General features: G+C 67.2%; 9 protein-coding genes. 4 read left to right on the top strand and 5 right to left on the bottom strand.

What is annotated here, in order from left to right; translation table 11 throughout:
- Nucleotides 1-378: 378 nt before the first annotated feature.
- Together ACFK0J_RS14630 and ACFK0J_RS14625 are read right to left on the bottom strand one after the other, a co-directional pair.
- Nucleotides 379-1,959 carry a hypothetical protein gene (locus tag ACFK0J_RS14630; protein ID WP_378740405.1) on the bottom strand — a complete coding sequence of 527 codons (1,581 nt, stop codon included), beginning with the start codon at nt 1,957-1,959 and terminating at the stop codon, nt 379-381.
- A 772-nt stretch (nt 1,960-2,731) separates the two neighbouring features.
- Nucleotides 2,732-5,299 (bottom strand): serine/threonine-protein kinase, encoded by a 2,568-nt coding sequence (locus ACFK0J_RS14625; protein WP_378740403.1) that lies wholly within the window; start codon nt 5,297-5,299, stop codon nt 2,732-2,734.
- A gap of 922 nt (nt 5,300-6,221) precedes the next feature.
- Between ACFK0J_RS14625 and ACFK0J_RS14620 the strand changes: the two genes are divergently transcribed.
- Nucleotides 6,222-6,869: a response regulator gene (locus ACFK0J_RS14620; protein WP_378740400.1), complete on the top strand. Its 648-nt coding sequence runs from the start codon at nt 6,222-6,224 to the stop codon at nt 6,867-6,869.
- Between the two features lie 64 nt (nt 6,870-6,933).
- Nucleotides 6,934-8,679, top strand: a complete 1,746-nt coding sequence (locus tag ACFK0J_RS14615) for a GAF domain-containing protein (protein ID WP_378740398.1) — start codon at nt 6,934-6,936, stop codon at nt 8,677-8,679.
- 42 nt (nt 8,680-8,721) lie between these two features.
- Here ACFK0J_RS14615 and ACFK0J_RS14610 read toward each other — a convergent pair whose 3' ends face one another.
- From ACFK0J_RS14610 to ACFK0J_RS14600, 3 genes are all read right to left on the bottom strand, one after another.
- Complete coding sequence (locus ACFK0J_RS14610; protein ID WP_378740396.1) at nt 8,722-9,978, bottom strand: MFS transporter; 1,257 nt, start codon at nt 9,976-9,978, stop codon at nt 8,722-8,724.
- Nucleotides 9,975-11,102, bottom strand: coding sequence for a PLP-dependent cysteine synthase family protein (locus ACFK0J_RS14605; RefSeq protein WP_378740393.1), 1,128 nt, complete (start codon nt 11,100-11,102; stop codon nt 9,975-9,977). The genes ACFK0J_RS14610 and ACFK0J_RS14605 overlap by 4 nt, the downstream gene beginning before the upstream one ends.
- A 105-nt stretch (nt 11,103-11,207) precedes the next feature.
- On the bottom strand, nt 11,208-11,642 hold the full coding sequence (locus ACFK0J_RS14600) for a hypothetical protein (RefSeq protein ID WP_378740391.1): 435 nt from the start codon (nt 11,640-11,642) through the stop codon (nt 11,208-11,210).
- A 463-nt stretch (nt 11,643-12,105) separates the two neighbouring features.
- Between ACFK0J_RS14600 and ACFK0J_RS14595 the strand changes: the two genes are divergently transcribed.
- Nucleotides 12,106-12,993, top strand: coding sequence for a hypothetical protein (locus ACFK0J_RS14595; RefSeq protein ID WP_378740389.1), 888 nt, complete (start codon nt 12,106-12,108; stop codon nt 12,991-12,993).
- Nucleotides 12,994-13,066: 73 nt separating this feature from the next.
- Nucleotides 13,067-14,461 (top strand): PQQ-binding-like beta-propeller repeat protein, encoded by a 1,395-nt coding sequence (locus ACFK0J_RS14590; RefSeq protein ID WP_378740387.1) that lies wholly within the window; start codon nt 13,067-13,069, stop codon nt 14,459-14,461.
- Nucleotides 14,462-14,574: the final 113 nt, after the last annotated feature.

Raw genomic sequence — 14,574 nt, 5'->3', positions numbered from 1 at the left:
AATCGTTTGGAATCTGCCAAAATGGTTGTTTACCAGCATATTTGGAAATTTGGACACCGAGAGGACACAGGCGAGTCAGCGTTGGGGACGAATGTCAGGGTTGTTCCACTCCCGGGTCCGTGGTTCACTGTGTCCGAGTCGGGCACCATGACATCCTCACCCGCCCGCTCCCCCGGACTCACGCAAAGGGAATGTGACCGAGCAACGGGGTGTACCGGTGGACCCCCGTCCGCAAGCGGAGGTCCACCCCCAGCAATCAGTCCGCCGCTCTGAATCGCAGAACGATATAAGTCATCAGCTTCACAAAGGTACGAATAATTGAAAATTCATTCAGGATCCACATTCACCCGGCAGTAGGATTCCGCGTGACTGTCCCGCCTATGCGACACCGGGGCGATTTCGCGCCGACCAGCGCGCCGAAGGCACCGTCGACAACCTTCTCTTGAGCAGTTCCGCAGCGGTCGACGGGCCGCCGGTCGGCACCACCTGAACCGCACGCAACCGCGCATCGCGCGGGTACACCGGTTCGTGCTCCGGATTCCACGCGGTAGTCACCGACGAGAATTCGATGCCCCGAGTGAGCGCTGCCGTGAACAACTCCCGCCCCGCCAGCGGCATCTCCACCCCGTGCCGCTTCGCCTCCTCGATGACCTCGATCACCATCGCGACGACCTCCGCGGTCTCCGGGCACCGGCGATGCCGACCGCTACGTCGTTCCCCCGGACGATAGATCCGCGCGAGACGTCCCGCACCGTCGTGCTCGACCATCTCCACCTTGCTCACCAACCCATGACCGTCCCGGGCGGGCACGGCGGTAACCCGCCACGCCGCCACATACAACGCGGGCTGCAGCACGCTGGTGGTCCGCGCACCCCCAGGGCCCAGGTAGACCAATTCGTTGTTGCCGCCGTAGATGCCGAGCACACCGGATTCGGTGAAGACGATGTCGCCGGGCCGGAGGTGCACGTGCCGCACCGCGACCGCCATCACCGGCAATTCGAACCGGATCTCCGGCGGCAGCGGCAGGTCGATCGCCTTGAATGCCGCACGGACAAGCCAGGTTTGTGAGCCCTCGTGCGGGAACGGGAAGACCAGTCCCTCGATCGCCCGCAGCGCGGCCAGCCCCGGGTCCGCGGCATGTCCACAGGCCTCGACCTGCGCGGTCACCTCACGCATCAGCCGCTCGTACTGCACCATGACCGTCTCGGTCGATGCGGGCTCACTCGCATCTTCGACCGGGGACAGCGGTGCATCCGAAGGCGCTGTGGGACCGGTGTTCTCGACAACCGGCGGGACGAGGTGGCTCGGCCGCCACACCTCGGACGCGAGCGGCTCGTACGTCGCGGCCGACAACGACCTGATGACCCGCGGGTCGGCCAGATAGCGGTAGCTGAATGCGGTGACCTTCTTCGACGACAGAAAGCGCGCCAAACCGCGCCACGGCGTCGACCAGCCCGCTGGTTGCGACAACAGCGGCCCGTCATCGCGGACGGGCAGTCTTGCGTTTTCGTTCTGCCCGCCCGCCGCGGGTGAGCCGCCTGGCCGGGCCGGGCCGGAACCGCCGCCCAGGTGCTCAACGCTGACGCGGGGCGACTCCTTCTTGCGCGGCGACGACTTGCCCGCCTCGGGGTAGCGGCGCCTGATCTCCGCACACCGGGCCACCGCGAACCGCACCTGCTCCGGGGTGAAGTCGCAGCACGCCAAATACTTTTCGAGAAGCGCGGGCTTGGGGAAGCTGGTGTAGGCCGGATCCCCGGCGTAGTTGTAAACGGTTTGCCGTCCCGGCCTGCCTGCGCAGAGTTTGGCGAGAGCGGCCCTGGAGCGCCCTGACGCCCGCTGCGCCTCGGCGGTCATCGCGAGGAACTCGGCGCGCAGCTCGTCGTAGGAGGCCACGTCGAGGTCGAGCGTGAGCTTCAGTCCGGCGCCGACCATCTCGGCCGCCGACCCCTCGGCCCTCACCGCGGTGAACAGCGGTAGGCGCCATCCGGAATCCGAGGTAGCTCGCGACCGAGCCCTGCGCCACGTCCACTCTGACGCATGTGCCCTGGCACAGCGGCCGACACGGCAGGACCGATCACATCGAACTCCTCAACCTGTGTAACGGAGGAGCCCACGGGCCGCGACGCTGCCTGCCGATCACCCCGATCGGCACCGTCGGGTCCGGATCCACTGTGATGTGGGTACCAGCCCGGGATGAGCCTCGCGTGCCTCGCGAACTCCCAAAGCATTGTGGGTGCAGCCCTATTCGGGGGACCATCGCGGCACTTCGCGCTACAAGCTGGTTACGCTGAGCGCGGCCCCCGCTGCACGGGGGTGACAATCAGTCTTCCACCTCGTTACCGCCCACGGCCAGCCCGATCGGCGAAAAATCACAAACGTGTAACTACGCCGCGCGCCACCGGGCGCGCTGACCACCCGAAACCCGCCGACCAGCGATTTGGAACGCGACGTAAGCCCTCTGAACATCGATTGAATTCTCAAACATAGTCCAGTTGGACAAAAGCCATTGTGCGACAAGACAAATGCCGACCGGTCGCACGAGCATTCCGCACCGGGCGCTGCCGCTCGCCCCCTAACCGACGTCGCACCACCCAGGGTGCACGCAACCTTTTCCTCAACTGAAATGGTCGCTGCACCACAACACCACAGCACATCTGTAGCGAACTATCGGACTCGCTCGCCCGTGCCGAGCACGGTCAGCCCCCACTCGTCACGCGAAAGGCCGTGGCGATCAACGATGTCCGGCGATCGCTGACCGTGGCGGGTCGAAATACTCGACGTCGGTACCGGATTCGCGCCGAGGGAGCACGATCTTCTCGCGCGGCGGCACGGTCCGCGGGCGGATCGGCGTGCCGAGGGCGATCCGGGCGGCACGGGCCATCGCGGTCGCAGACGGGAACCGTTCGGCGGGGTCCTTGGCCATACCGCGTTGGATCACCTCGTCCATCGCCGCGGGCACCTTCGGCACGCGACGGCTCGGGCGCGGCGGCGGATCAGCGAGATGCCCCTGGATCACCTCGGCCGTGGTGCCCGCGGGGAACGGCGGCAAGCCGGTGAGCGCTTCATAGAGGACGCAGGTGAGCGCATAGATATCGGAACTGCCGTGCACCGGGCCGAAACCGAAGCGCTCGGGCGCCAGGTAATCGCACGAGTCGACCGGCATCCCGCCGGTAGCCACCGCGCGGTCGTTTTCCATGTGCGCGATGCCGAAGTCCGTGAGGTAGGCGACACCGGTATTGGTGAGCACGATGTCGGCGGGCTTCACATCGCGGTGCACCAGGCCCGCGGCGTGCGCGGCGTCCAACGCGGCAGCGATCTGCTCGATGATGGCCACCGCGTCCTCGGCGTTCAACGGGCCGTGGTGGCGCAACACGGTGCGCACATCGGTGCCGTCGACCAATCGGGTGTCGGTGAACAGCACGCCATTGATCACGCCCCAGTCGTGGATCGGGATGACGTGCGGCTCGGTCAGCCGGGCAGCGGCCAGCGTTTCGCGACGGAACCGCAACTGGTACACCGGATCCAGCGCGACCGCTTCGGACAGCAGCTTGACCGCCACCAGCCGGTCCTTCACCGTGTCGTAGGCCTCGTACACCTCGCCCATCCGGCCTTTGCCCACCAGCGACCGCAACTCGTAGGGCCCGAACCGGGTGCCGGTCCGGCGCCCGAGACCCTTCGGCCGGGAAACGAAGGGATGCTCGGCTTCGGCATCGGCTGCTTGCTCGCGCTCCTGTTTGATCCGTTCGATGATTTCGTAGGCGGGCACCGGAGATTCGACCGACTCGTCGACGAACTCCACCGGATCAACCCGCCGCGCACCCAGTTTGGGCGCGGTGGTCACGCCGACGAGCAGTTCGTGCATATCGCGTGACCGTGGCTTGCGGCGCGGCAGCATCGGCAGCGGCTGAGTCGAGGTCTCGATCAGATCCCGCGCGGTCCGCGGCACTACGGCGGGGCCGGCCGTGGTGTCGGCACGAGGCACGAGGACGGCGGCGACGGCTTTCCGTATCGCCCGGTAGGCGGACCTCGACGCGACCGCGGGACAGAACCGTTGCCGGTGCAGCCAGTCGGCACCGCACTCGTGCGCCGTGTGGTGCCGCCGTCGGCGACATGCCGCTCGTGTCGGACGCGCGTCCCGATGGGCGACGCCGTCGGACGAGTCGGCGGACATTCGCTCCACCGACGGCGGGCCCACCAGGCTCGGCGGGGTCAGGTCCTCGACACCGGGCGGCTCCACAACCGGTGCGGTACGCGAGAATTCGGCCCGGCCCACCGGCTCGGCCAGCGCGGCAGCCGCGTTACCGAACAAATGCACGACCGACGCCGAGGCGAGTACACCGGCCAGCACAGCACTCGCCACCGGGAGCCCGGAGGCGCCCAGGCATAGGCCCGGTATCGCGCCCACCAGCGCACAGACCGCGGACACCACCGGCACCTCGGTGATCAGCAGCCGAACCCCGCGCATACTCAGCGACGCGAACCACCACGCGGTGCAGGCCGAGCCAACCACCGCGGTGACCGGTGCGGCGACCATCGGGTTGGCGGCATAGGGCACGACCGCGGCAACCGCGGTCGACGACATGCCGAGCATCGCGATCACGGCGGGCCGATTCCGCAGCCGCGCCCACGCCATCCGCCGGTTGCGCTCTCCCGCACCGAGTCCCACGATCAGCAGCGCACAGACCAGCGCCGCCGCATAGGCCCCGCCGCGCAACGGCTCCGGTCCGGCGGTCGACAGCGCCGGGTCGGGGTGCGGCGTAGTGATCACGTCCAGCATGACGACGATGACCGCGACGGTCGCGACCGCGGTGATGATCGAGCTCAACTGCCACGCCCGCTTCGGCTGCGCCACCACCGGGACAACCGGTTCCACGTCGTTGTTCGACAACCGGTTGTCCACCTGCACCGGGGCCGCGACTACGGCAGGCGCCTCACCCGCACCGGTGTTCGTTTGCGCGGCTTGCGCTTTCACCGCCTTCGCCGACGTGCACGGCGCGGATTCGGTACGCGCCTCGTCCAGGCGATCCCACAGCTCCAGCACCCGCCGAAGCCCGCCATCGGACAACTTGCAGACCCGGAAGAACGACTCCATCTGCGCACGATTGCGCGGCAGCGACGGGTAGCCCGGCCGGAGCCAGTTGTAGATGCTGCTGCGGGAGATGTTGGTGAACTTGGCGATCTGCCCCGGCGCGAGCCCGGACGCCGCCTGCGCGGCGCGCATCACCGCGAGGAAGTCCTCGACGGTGTCGGCCTTCAGCACGAGCGCGTCGACCGTTTCCCGGACCGCCGTCGCGCTCACCGGCTGCGGTACCGATGATCCGGGGCGGCGGGCACCACGGCGCACTGCTGCCCGACCGGCACGCCGAAGCGCGGGCCATCCACTGGTAGCAGGCCGTCGACAGTCACGGGTCACTCCTCTAGTGGGGCAAGGAGTTCCACGGGTGGCGGCGAGATCACCGGGGCCGGTGGCGGGCCACTGCTGGGGCTCCGATGCACCGGTCGAGCGTGGCGATCCTCGTGCTTCGCGGACTCCACGCTGTGGTTCACGGATGCGGTCGAGATCAACTCAGAAAGCTCGCCAATTCTTCCACGCCCGACCACTCCATATCCAGCCCTATTGACCCAAACCCATTACCGGGAAACCAGATTGGTGTCCAAGTCCCCCGCCCAGCCGTCCAAAAACCGCTCTGTACTGGCGCGTTCACCTCGGAAGCAGCCCGCACCGAAATGATCAGTTGGACACCCATCCGGCCATTGGAACGTTCCAAATGTCCAGAACAAATGACCATTTCGAATTCCAAACGCCATTTTATGGTTAGGCTCCGCTACCTTTTCAGCAATACAGTCGCCGCATACGAAGCGCCGAGCGGCCAGGGCCCACCGCTGGAAACCCGGCCCGGACTACCGGCGGGCGCGCTCGCGGGCGAGGGCGCGGTCTCGCTGCTCTTCGAAGCGCGGGATCCGCACCCGCTCCAGGTCGGTGAGTATTTCGCGTTGTGTCAGGTCACGCGTCAATGGTGGTGCCTATCTTTCTCGATGTCCTGCCCATGCCATCACCGCAACTTTTGAGCGCACAGGGTCGAAGGCCCTCCCGGCTCGGGACCGAAGTCCCCGGTTGGAATCAGCGCGCGAGGGACTTCGGTCACCGAATCGAGGTCCTACTCGGGCAATGCGGGCCCGGCGGCTCCGTAGGCTGATGGGATGACGCGAGGGAGGTGCCCATGATCAAGGTGTTCTTGGTCGACGACCACGAAATCGTCCGCCGCGGGGTGGGCGACCTCATCGGGCTCGAACCCGACCTCGAGGTGGTCGGCGAAGCGGGCAGTTACGCGCAGGCGATCGCCCGGATTCCGGCGTTGCGACCCGACGTCGTCGTCCTGGACGTGCGGCTGCCCGACGGCAACGGCATCGAACTGTGCCGCGAGCTGCTCTCGGCGAACCCGGCACTGCGCTGCCTGATCTTGACATCGTTCACCGACGAACAGGCCATGCTCAACGCCATCCTGGCCGGGGCCAGCGGATACGTCGTCAAGGACATCAAGAGTCTCGAACTCATCGATGCCATCCGCGACGTCGGTGCCGGTAAGTCGCTGCTCGACAACCGGGCCGCCGCCGCGCTGATGGCCAAGCTCCGGTCGGAGACCGAGGCCAAGACCGGGCCACTGGCCGCCCTGACCGACCAGGAGCGCACGCTGCTCGCCTTGCTCGGTGAGGGGCTGACCAACCGCCAGATCGCCGGCCGGATGTTCCTGGCCGAAAAGACGGTGAAGAACTATGTGTCCCGGTTGCTGACCAAACTCGGCGTCGAGCGCCGCACCCAGGCCGCCGTGATCGCCTCGAAGCTGCAGCCGCCGCACAGCCAGGATTAGGCGGCTCAGCTGCGGCTTTTCCGTGGCCGGAAGGCGCGGATCCGGTCGTGGAAGAATGCTGATCATGGACCACCGACCGTCCGACACGGCGTCCAGCGGGCACGTGCAGGTGACCGAAACGCTCTCGCAGCTGCGGTTGCGGGAGCTATTGAACGAGGTCCAGGACCGGATCGGGCAGATCGTCACCGTCCGCGACCGGATGGACCGGCTGATGGAGGCCATGCTGGTGATCACCGCTGGCCTCGACCTCGACAACACTCTGCGCACGATCGTGCACACCGCCATCGAACTGGTCGACGCGGGCTACGGTGCGCTCGGCGTCCGCGAAACCGACCGGACCAGTCTGCGGCTCGCCGAGTTCGTCTACGAGGGCATCGACGACCGCACCCGCGTCCTGATCGGTGACCTGCCGCGCGGCCACGGCGTCCTGGGGCTGTTGATCCAAAAGCCCAAACCCATTCGGCTGACCAATCTTTCGGATCATCCGTCGTCGGTCGGCTTCCCCGCCCACCATCCGCCGATGAGCACCTTCCTCGGCGTTCCGGTCAAGGTCCGCGACGAGGTGTTCGGCAATCTCTACCTGACCGAGAAGGCCGGTGGGCTGGAATTCACCGAGGACGACGAGGTCGTCGTGCAGGCTTTGGCCGCCGCCGCGGGCATCGCGATCGAGAATGCGCGACTCTATGAACAATCCCAGCTGCGGATGCGGTGGCTGGAGGCGACCAGGAACGTGGCCACCGAACTCCTGTCCGGCGGCGAACCGAGCGAGGTCCTCACCCTCGTGGTCAATCGGGCGCTGACACTCACCGACTCCGCATGCACCTTCCTCGCGCTACCCGAAGACCCCGAGATGCCGCCCGAGGAGGCCACCGAGTTGGTGGTCGTCGCGGCAGCCGGAACCGACGCCGAGGCACTGATCGGACAACGGGTCTCGCTGGAGCGCACCGATTACCAAGAGGCGTACCGGCAGGGGCGCACGGTCGCCCTCGACGAGTTCACCCACGGCCAGTTCCTCGATGCCGTCCCGGAATTCGGTCCGGCACTGATCCTTCCGCTGCGCGCGGGCCAGTCCGTCATCGGCGTCCTCACCACCTTGCGGTCCACCGCGGCCCCGCCATTGGACGCCGCGGCGCAGTCGATGATGGCCGCGATCGCCGACCAGGCCGCGCTGGCCCTGCAATTGGCGGCCACCCAGCAACGGATGCGCGAGCTCGACGTGCTGTCCGATCGCGATCGGATCGCCCGCGGTCTGCACGATCACGTCATCCAGCGGCTGTTCGCGGTGGGGCTATCGCTGCAGGGCACCGCGCAGCGGACCCAGACACCGGAGATCAAATCCCGGCTCACCGAGACCATCGACGACATCCAGGCGATCGTGCAGGATATCCGCCATTCGATCTTCGACCTGCAAAGCAACACCTCCGCCGATTCCTCGAAGTACCGCCAGCACCTGCACAGCATCATCGCCGAGATGACCGCCGATACCGGATTGCGCACCACCGTGCGGTTGGCCGGTCCGGTCACCGTGCTCGCCCCGCCGCTGTCCGATGACGTCGAAGCCGTGCTGCGCGAGGCGGTGAGCAATGTCGTGCGGCACGCGTCGGCCAGCACGGTCTCGGTCGAGCTCAGAGTTCGGGACGAGGTCAGCATCGAGGTGACCGACGACGGCGTCGGCGTCCCCGAAAACATCACGCGCCGTAGCGGACTCGCGAATCTGGCCGCGCGGGCCGAACAAGCGGGCGGTAGCTTCAGCATCGAGCCCAGTGCTTCCGGCGGTTCCGTCCTGCGATGGACCGCACCGCTACCTTGACCGCTGAGGCGGGCGCCCGGCAATGGGCGCCCGCCTCGGTGTTCACACCTGGACCGCGGTCGACCGAACTACGTCATCGGACTGCTGCGCCCGGTCGAGCCGGTGCAACGCGAAGGCCGCGAGCGCGCCGATCAGGCTGAGGCCGAACCACACCGCCCAGTCGGCGCCGAATTGCCGGGCCGCCCCGACGACCGCGCCGGTGGCGAGGTTGCCCGCCAGGATGCCGACACCCACCACCGTGTTGTAGAACCCGTAGTGGGTGGCCACCAGTTTTCCACCGGACAACGACACCACGGTGTCCATCTCGAACGGAAAGACCGCCGCGGTGCCCACCGCGAGCAACGCCGCCGACACCAGCAGCGCACCGATCGCGGCACCGGCACCGAACCGATCCGGCACCGGGATCAGCATCAACGGCAGAAACGATGCGCCCAGGACGCCCATGCCGACCACCAGGCTGCGCCCGGTGCCCCACCTCGCTTCGAACCATCCGGTGATGCGCAACTGCCCCGCGACGGCCACCACTCCGGACACCACGAACAGCGCCGACACGAGCAGCTGCGAGTGTTGGCCCGCAAGAAATTCCGCGTGCAGCGGTAGCGCGAGGTACACCTGGAACGACAGCACATACGAGCCGATCATGGCCAGCGCGAACCAGACGAACCGCCGGTTCGCCACCACCGTGCGCCAGTCGTCGAGCACCGAAGTCCGCTCGGCCGGAACCTCGGCGCGCCGGGCGGGCAGTGCACACAGTTGTGCCACCGTCAGTCCCGCGAAGACCACCGCCGCCGTGCCCGCGGTCACCTGGAAATCGACGGTCATCAGTGCCAGCCCGACCAGCGGCCCCGCCAAGATGCCCGCCTGGTAGAAGATGTTGAACATGGCGAACGCCTCCACTCGGCGGTCGCCGGTATCGGCGGCAAGATAGGCACGCACCGCCGGATTGAACAGCGCCCCGGCGAAACCCGTTGCCGCCGAAGCGACCAGCAACCACGGCAGCGACGTCGCGAATATCAGCAGCGCGAAACCACCGGTGCGGAACAGACAGCCCGCGACGATCAGCGGTTTGTAGCCGAGCCGATCGGCCAGCGTGCCACCGATCAGGAACATGCCCTGCTGGGAGAAATTCCGGACGCCGAGCACCAGGCCGACCGCCCACGCCGCCAAACCCAGTGGACCCGCCAGGTAACCGGCCAGGTACGGCATCAGCATGTAGAAACCCAGATTGATGCCGAACTGATTGATCATCAGCAGTCGCGCGGCGAGATCGAAGCTGCGGAACTGTTTGAAAGCCGTCACAACGCCACCTCGCGCACTGCGGCCGCTTCCCGTGGATTGATGACGGTGCGGCACCGAGTCCAAGAACGGATCACCTGCTCGTCTGGTCGCGCGACAAGAGCGGGTGCCTGCGGCGGATCGCTGTCGAGCAGCGAATGCTCGGCACAGTAGGCATCGTTGTAGACGGTGTCGAAGTAGCGTTGCGGCCCGTCCGGGAACACGGCGGCGATCCGGGCGTCGGCGTCGTAGGTGCGGGCGACCCAGCCCGCTACCAGCGCCACCGCCCCCACACTCCAGCCGCCGCTGGCGTGATGGGTCGCGGCCAGGGTGCGGCAGGCCCACACCGCCTCGGCGGGCGCGACCCAATGCACCTCGTCGAACGCGGCGTAGTCGACATTGGCCGGGTAGATGCTCGAGCCGAGGCCGCGCATCAGCCGGGGACCGGCCGGTTGACCGAAGATCGTCGAAGCCACCGTGTCCACCCCGATCAGCGTCAGGTCCGGGTTGAACCGGCGCAGTACCCGCGCCACCCCGGCCGAGTGGCCGCCGGTGCCCACCGCGCACACCAGGACATCGATATCGCCCAGTTGTTCCACTAGTTCGAGCGCCAAGGATTGGTAGCCCTCGACATTGTCGGGATTGCTGTATTGGTCCGGGCACCACGCGCCGGGTTCGCGGTCGAGTAGTTCGATCACCCGCTCCCGGCGTGCCTGCTGCCAGCCGCCGGTCGGATGCGCCTGTGCGACCAGGTCCACCTGTGCCCCATAGGCGGCCAGCATCCGAGCCACGATCGGCTCGAGCCCCGGATCGGTGACCACCGTGACCGGGTGACCGTACACAATGCCTGCCAGCGCCAAACCCAACCCGAGTGTGCCACTGGTGGATTCGACGATAGGTGCGCCGGGAGCCAGTTCCCCGCGTTCCTCGGCGCGGCGCACCATGTGCAGGGCGGGCCGATCCTTCATGCCACCGGGATTGAAGCCTTCGAGCTTGGCCCAGAAACCGCGGCCCGCGGCGGCCAACGGCGCGCCGACCCAGAGCACCGGGGTATTTCCGACCAGCGCGCGCAGGTGCCGGGCGGCCCCCGGCGCGGCAGCGAGTGCCGCCGCTATTTCCCTCGGCTTGTCGAACACGATCTTGTTCATGCGTATCGCTTTCTGTATCGAGACCGCCGCGAGGCGACGGCACAGACGTCGAGCGGGCAGCGAACACCGGCCGACAACCACAGATGTCGGCGTGGCGCTGACCGATCAGCGTCGGGAGATACAGAACTTGGTGAGAATGTCTCGCCCCTCGACGGCGAGCGGGACGGTCGCCGGTGGGCCGCGAACGCCGTTGGCCGCCACCCGCGTGGCCGAAGCGGCACCGGCGATCGCGGCCAGGAATGCGATCAGTAGCTGGAACAGCAGACCGATGGTGGCTGCGCCGGGCAACACCGATTGGACGATGCAGCGGGTCAGGTGTTGGCCGCAATCTTCGCCGCTGTCGCCGATGGCGCCGTGGTGGTGACGATCCGAGGCGTGGGAGGTGAACGCGGGTGCGGCAGTCGAGCTCTGCGGCAGCTGAGCGTAGGTGTGCGATTGCTCGTCGTGCAGCACACAGTCGACCATGGGCACGGCCAGCAGCACTGCCATGAGCAGCGCGAACACCGAGCGAGCAGATCCCAACCGGCCGATGAGGTTCACTGCGCACCGACTATACCGACGAGTCGCACCGGAGACTCCGATGGTCGTAACGACGCTGACGGCCACGGCATCGACGGCGCTCCTTCCTCGGAACTCGGTGTGCGCAACCATGTTCAGCTTCGCCTGGAAAAGGTTCGACGATGAGCGAGTGACACTCCCTGCACGACCACCACCTACTGTCCCCGCGTACGTAGCCAGAAGGAAGCCGGGCCGACGCCGGGCTCACGGCGCGACACCCTACCGGCTGCATAGTTCGCGATTTCGACCGCAACCTCCATGAATAAGACCAGCTCAGAGGATATTCCCAATAGCTAGGTTGATTATACGGCTACAGGGTACGGGTATTCAACGACGGAATCCCCAGTTCCTTGGCGCACCAACTGGTCAGACACGGTGATCAACTGCGCGATCGTCCGCCGACCGACAGGACGAAGCCGCCGTTCAGCACACCACCGCTACTCTGATGAGCGAGATCGGAGGGGAACACGTGCCGGATACGAAGGACGACGGCGGATCGACCGAGCCGTCGCGCGCGGTCACCGGGTGGACGCAAGGTTTGCTGTGCGTGGCGATTGTGGCGGGCGGTGTGATCGTCGGCGGGCTCCTGCACGACCCCGAGCCGGAACTGACGACCACGCCGGTCTCCCCGACCAGCTCTGAGCTACCACAACCGGCGGAGTACTCCTACGTCACGCCGACGGCCACGTATCCGACGCAGATCCCCGGCTGCACCACCGTCGAACCGCCTCGGCCGGGTGGGTTGTTCGGCTTTCTCGGAGTGGACGAATTCGGTTACGACAACCCGGCGTACCCGTGGTTTTCCGGACCGAAGGCCGTCGCGATGTCGAGGGCACTGCACGAGGCGCTGCCCGGTGGGATCATCCTCGAAGCCGCCCCCGAAGGCGAGTCCCTGTTCTTCGAGCCGATCTTCGTCCCCTCCGGTGACTCCGACAAATCCGCGGAATTCGGCGGTTCCACCACCGCTCACGCCACGCTGCGGCGCGGCGATCAGACGGGCTGGCTGTCGGTGTCGGTCCGGCAATCCACGGCGCCGATTCCCCCCTGTGTCGCGGGCGACCTCGATGAACGACGGCTACTCGCCGACGGTACGACGGTCGACACGCATGAAACCTGGTCGGAGAGCAACGGCGTCCGTACGCTCTCCCGCAGCGCCACCGCCTACGTGCCCGACGGCAGTGCGGTGACGGCGTACGTCGCCCACACACTGGATGGAAACGATTCCAGCGGAACCGTGCCGATGACCATCGACGAACTCGTTGCCCTGGTGACCGCACCCGGCGTACGGGTCACGGCGCCGGTCCCGCCCGGAACACCGGACGTGCCGAAATGACCACCGCCGCAGTGAATCCGGCCGCCGCCCGATTGGACTCGATCGCACCGCCTGTTCGACTGGAGGTGCTGTGATGGCGTGGCCGCCCGGTGTTCGAAACCTGGTACTCGCCGCCGTGGCCGCCCTCGTCACCAGCGCGGGCGCGGTCGCGGTGCTATTACACCCGGAAGACACCACTCGCAAGATCACCGGAACCACCGACGCCGCACCGGGTCTCGCGTGGTCGGTCGACGCCGCGGCCACCTATGGCCGGGCGTCCGCCGAGTTCCGCAACCCCGTCGGCGGCACCGAATACGACTACGGCAATGCGGGTTTCGTCGACGCGGGGGACACACTACTGACCGTGATCGGCGTCTCGGACGACGACATGTCGTTGCGTGACCCGATGATGTACGGCATCGATGCCGCGACCGGCAAGGTGCGCTGGAACTCTCCCGCCGCCGAACTGGGTGGTTGCGCGGCCGCTCCGGTCGACGGCGAACTCGTGTGCTTCACTTCCCCTTCGGCCGACACTCCCGCGATAGTCGGGTACGACATTGCCGGCGGCGCGATCACCCGAACGCCGGTGACCTGGAACGTTTTCGCCCTCGCGACCGTCGACGATCGCGTCTATGTCGCCGAAGGTGACGTCGAGTCCGATGACGTGCGCGTGCACGCGGGAACGCTCGCGGACCCGGACGCGTACTGGTCCCGAGCCTTCGCCATGGGCACGTCGTGGGAAGACCTCCCCTACGATGCCTTGGACGTTTCGCACGGGCAGGGCGTGCTCACCCTCGGCGCCGACTTCGCCGGTTTCGACCTCGGCACCGGCGCGCCGACCTGGACCACCGAGCTGAGTGGATGTTCCCGCACCGTCGTGACTTTCGCTGCCCTCGTGCTGCGCGTCAACACCGAGTGCCCCGGCTACCGGGTCACCGGCACCGACATCCTGGACCGCACCGGGCGCATCCTCGTCAGCACCGATCGCGCGGGCGTGCACGATCTGACCCTCGACCGTCCCACCGACGACACCATCCCGGTCCTGCTGGCCGACACCGCCTATGACCGCCGCGACGGCACCGTGCGGTGGACCAGCCCCGACCTCGTCCACACTGCCGCCGACGCCGAAGGCGCCGCCGCGGCGGGTACCGCGACCGCTGTGCTCGGCGACATCGCCCTCCTCCGCGATACCACCACGGGCACCCTCACGGGCCTGGATCTCCGCACCGGCCAACGGCTCTGGCGCACCACTCCCGAACGCTTCGGTACCGTCCACGCCTCGGACGACCGTGTCGTCCTTGTCTCCGACAGCACCGGCCTGTGGGCGATCGACTCACGAACCGGCGAAACCGTATGGGACATCCCCTTCCGCGCCGTGAACGCCGACCCCGACGCCCTCACCGGCGGCGGTGAGCTCGTCGCGAAGAACAATGCCCGCTACGTCTACGCCGCCCCACGCACGATGATCGGTCTGCGTCCACTCGCCTAGCAATCATTTCGATCGCTACCAATCGCGGAAGTCGCCGATCCGATCAGCGCGCTGATTACTAACGGACCAGCCTTTCGAGGTCTGACTTCTCTAGTGCCGCTAATGAATTCGGC

Origin of the sequence: Nocardia brasiliensis (assembly GCF_042691675.1) — a bacterium.
Taxonomy (GTDB): domain Bacteria; phylum Actinomycetota; class Actinomycetes; order Mycobacteriales; family Mycobacteriaceae; genus Nocardia; species Nocardia brasiliensis_D.
Note: the sequence above shows the minus strand (reverse complement) of the source record. Positions and strands in the feature narration are given on the sequence as shown.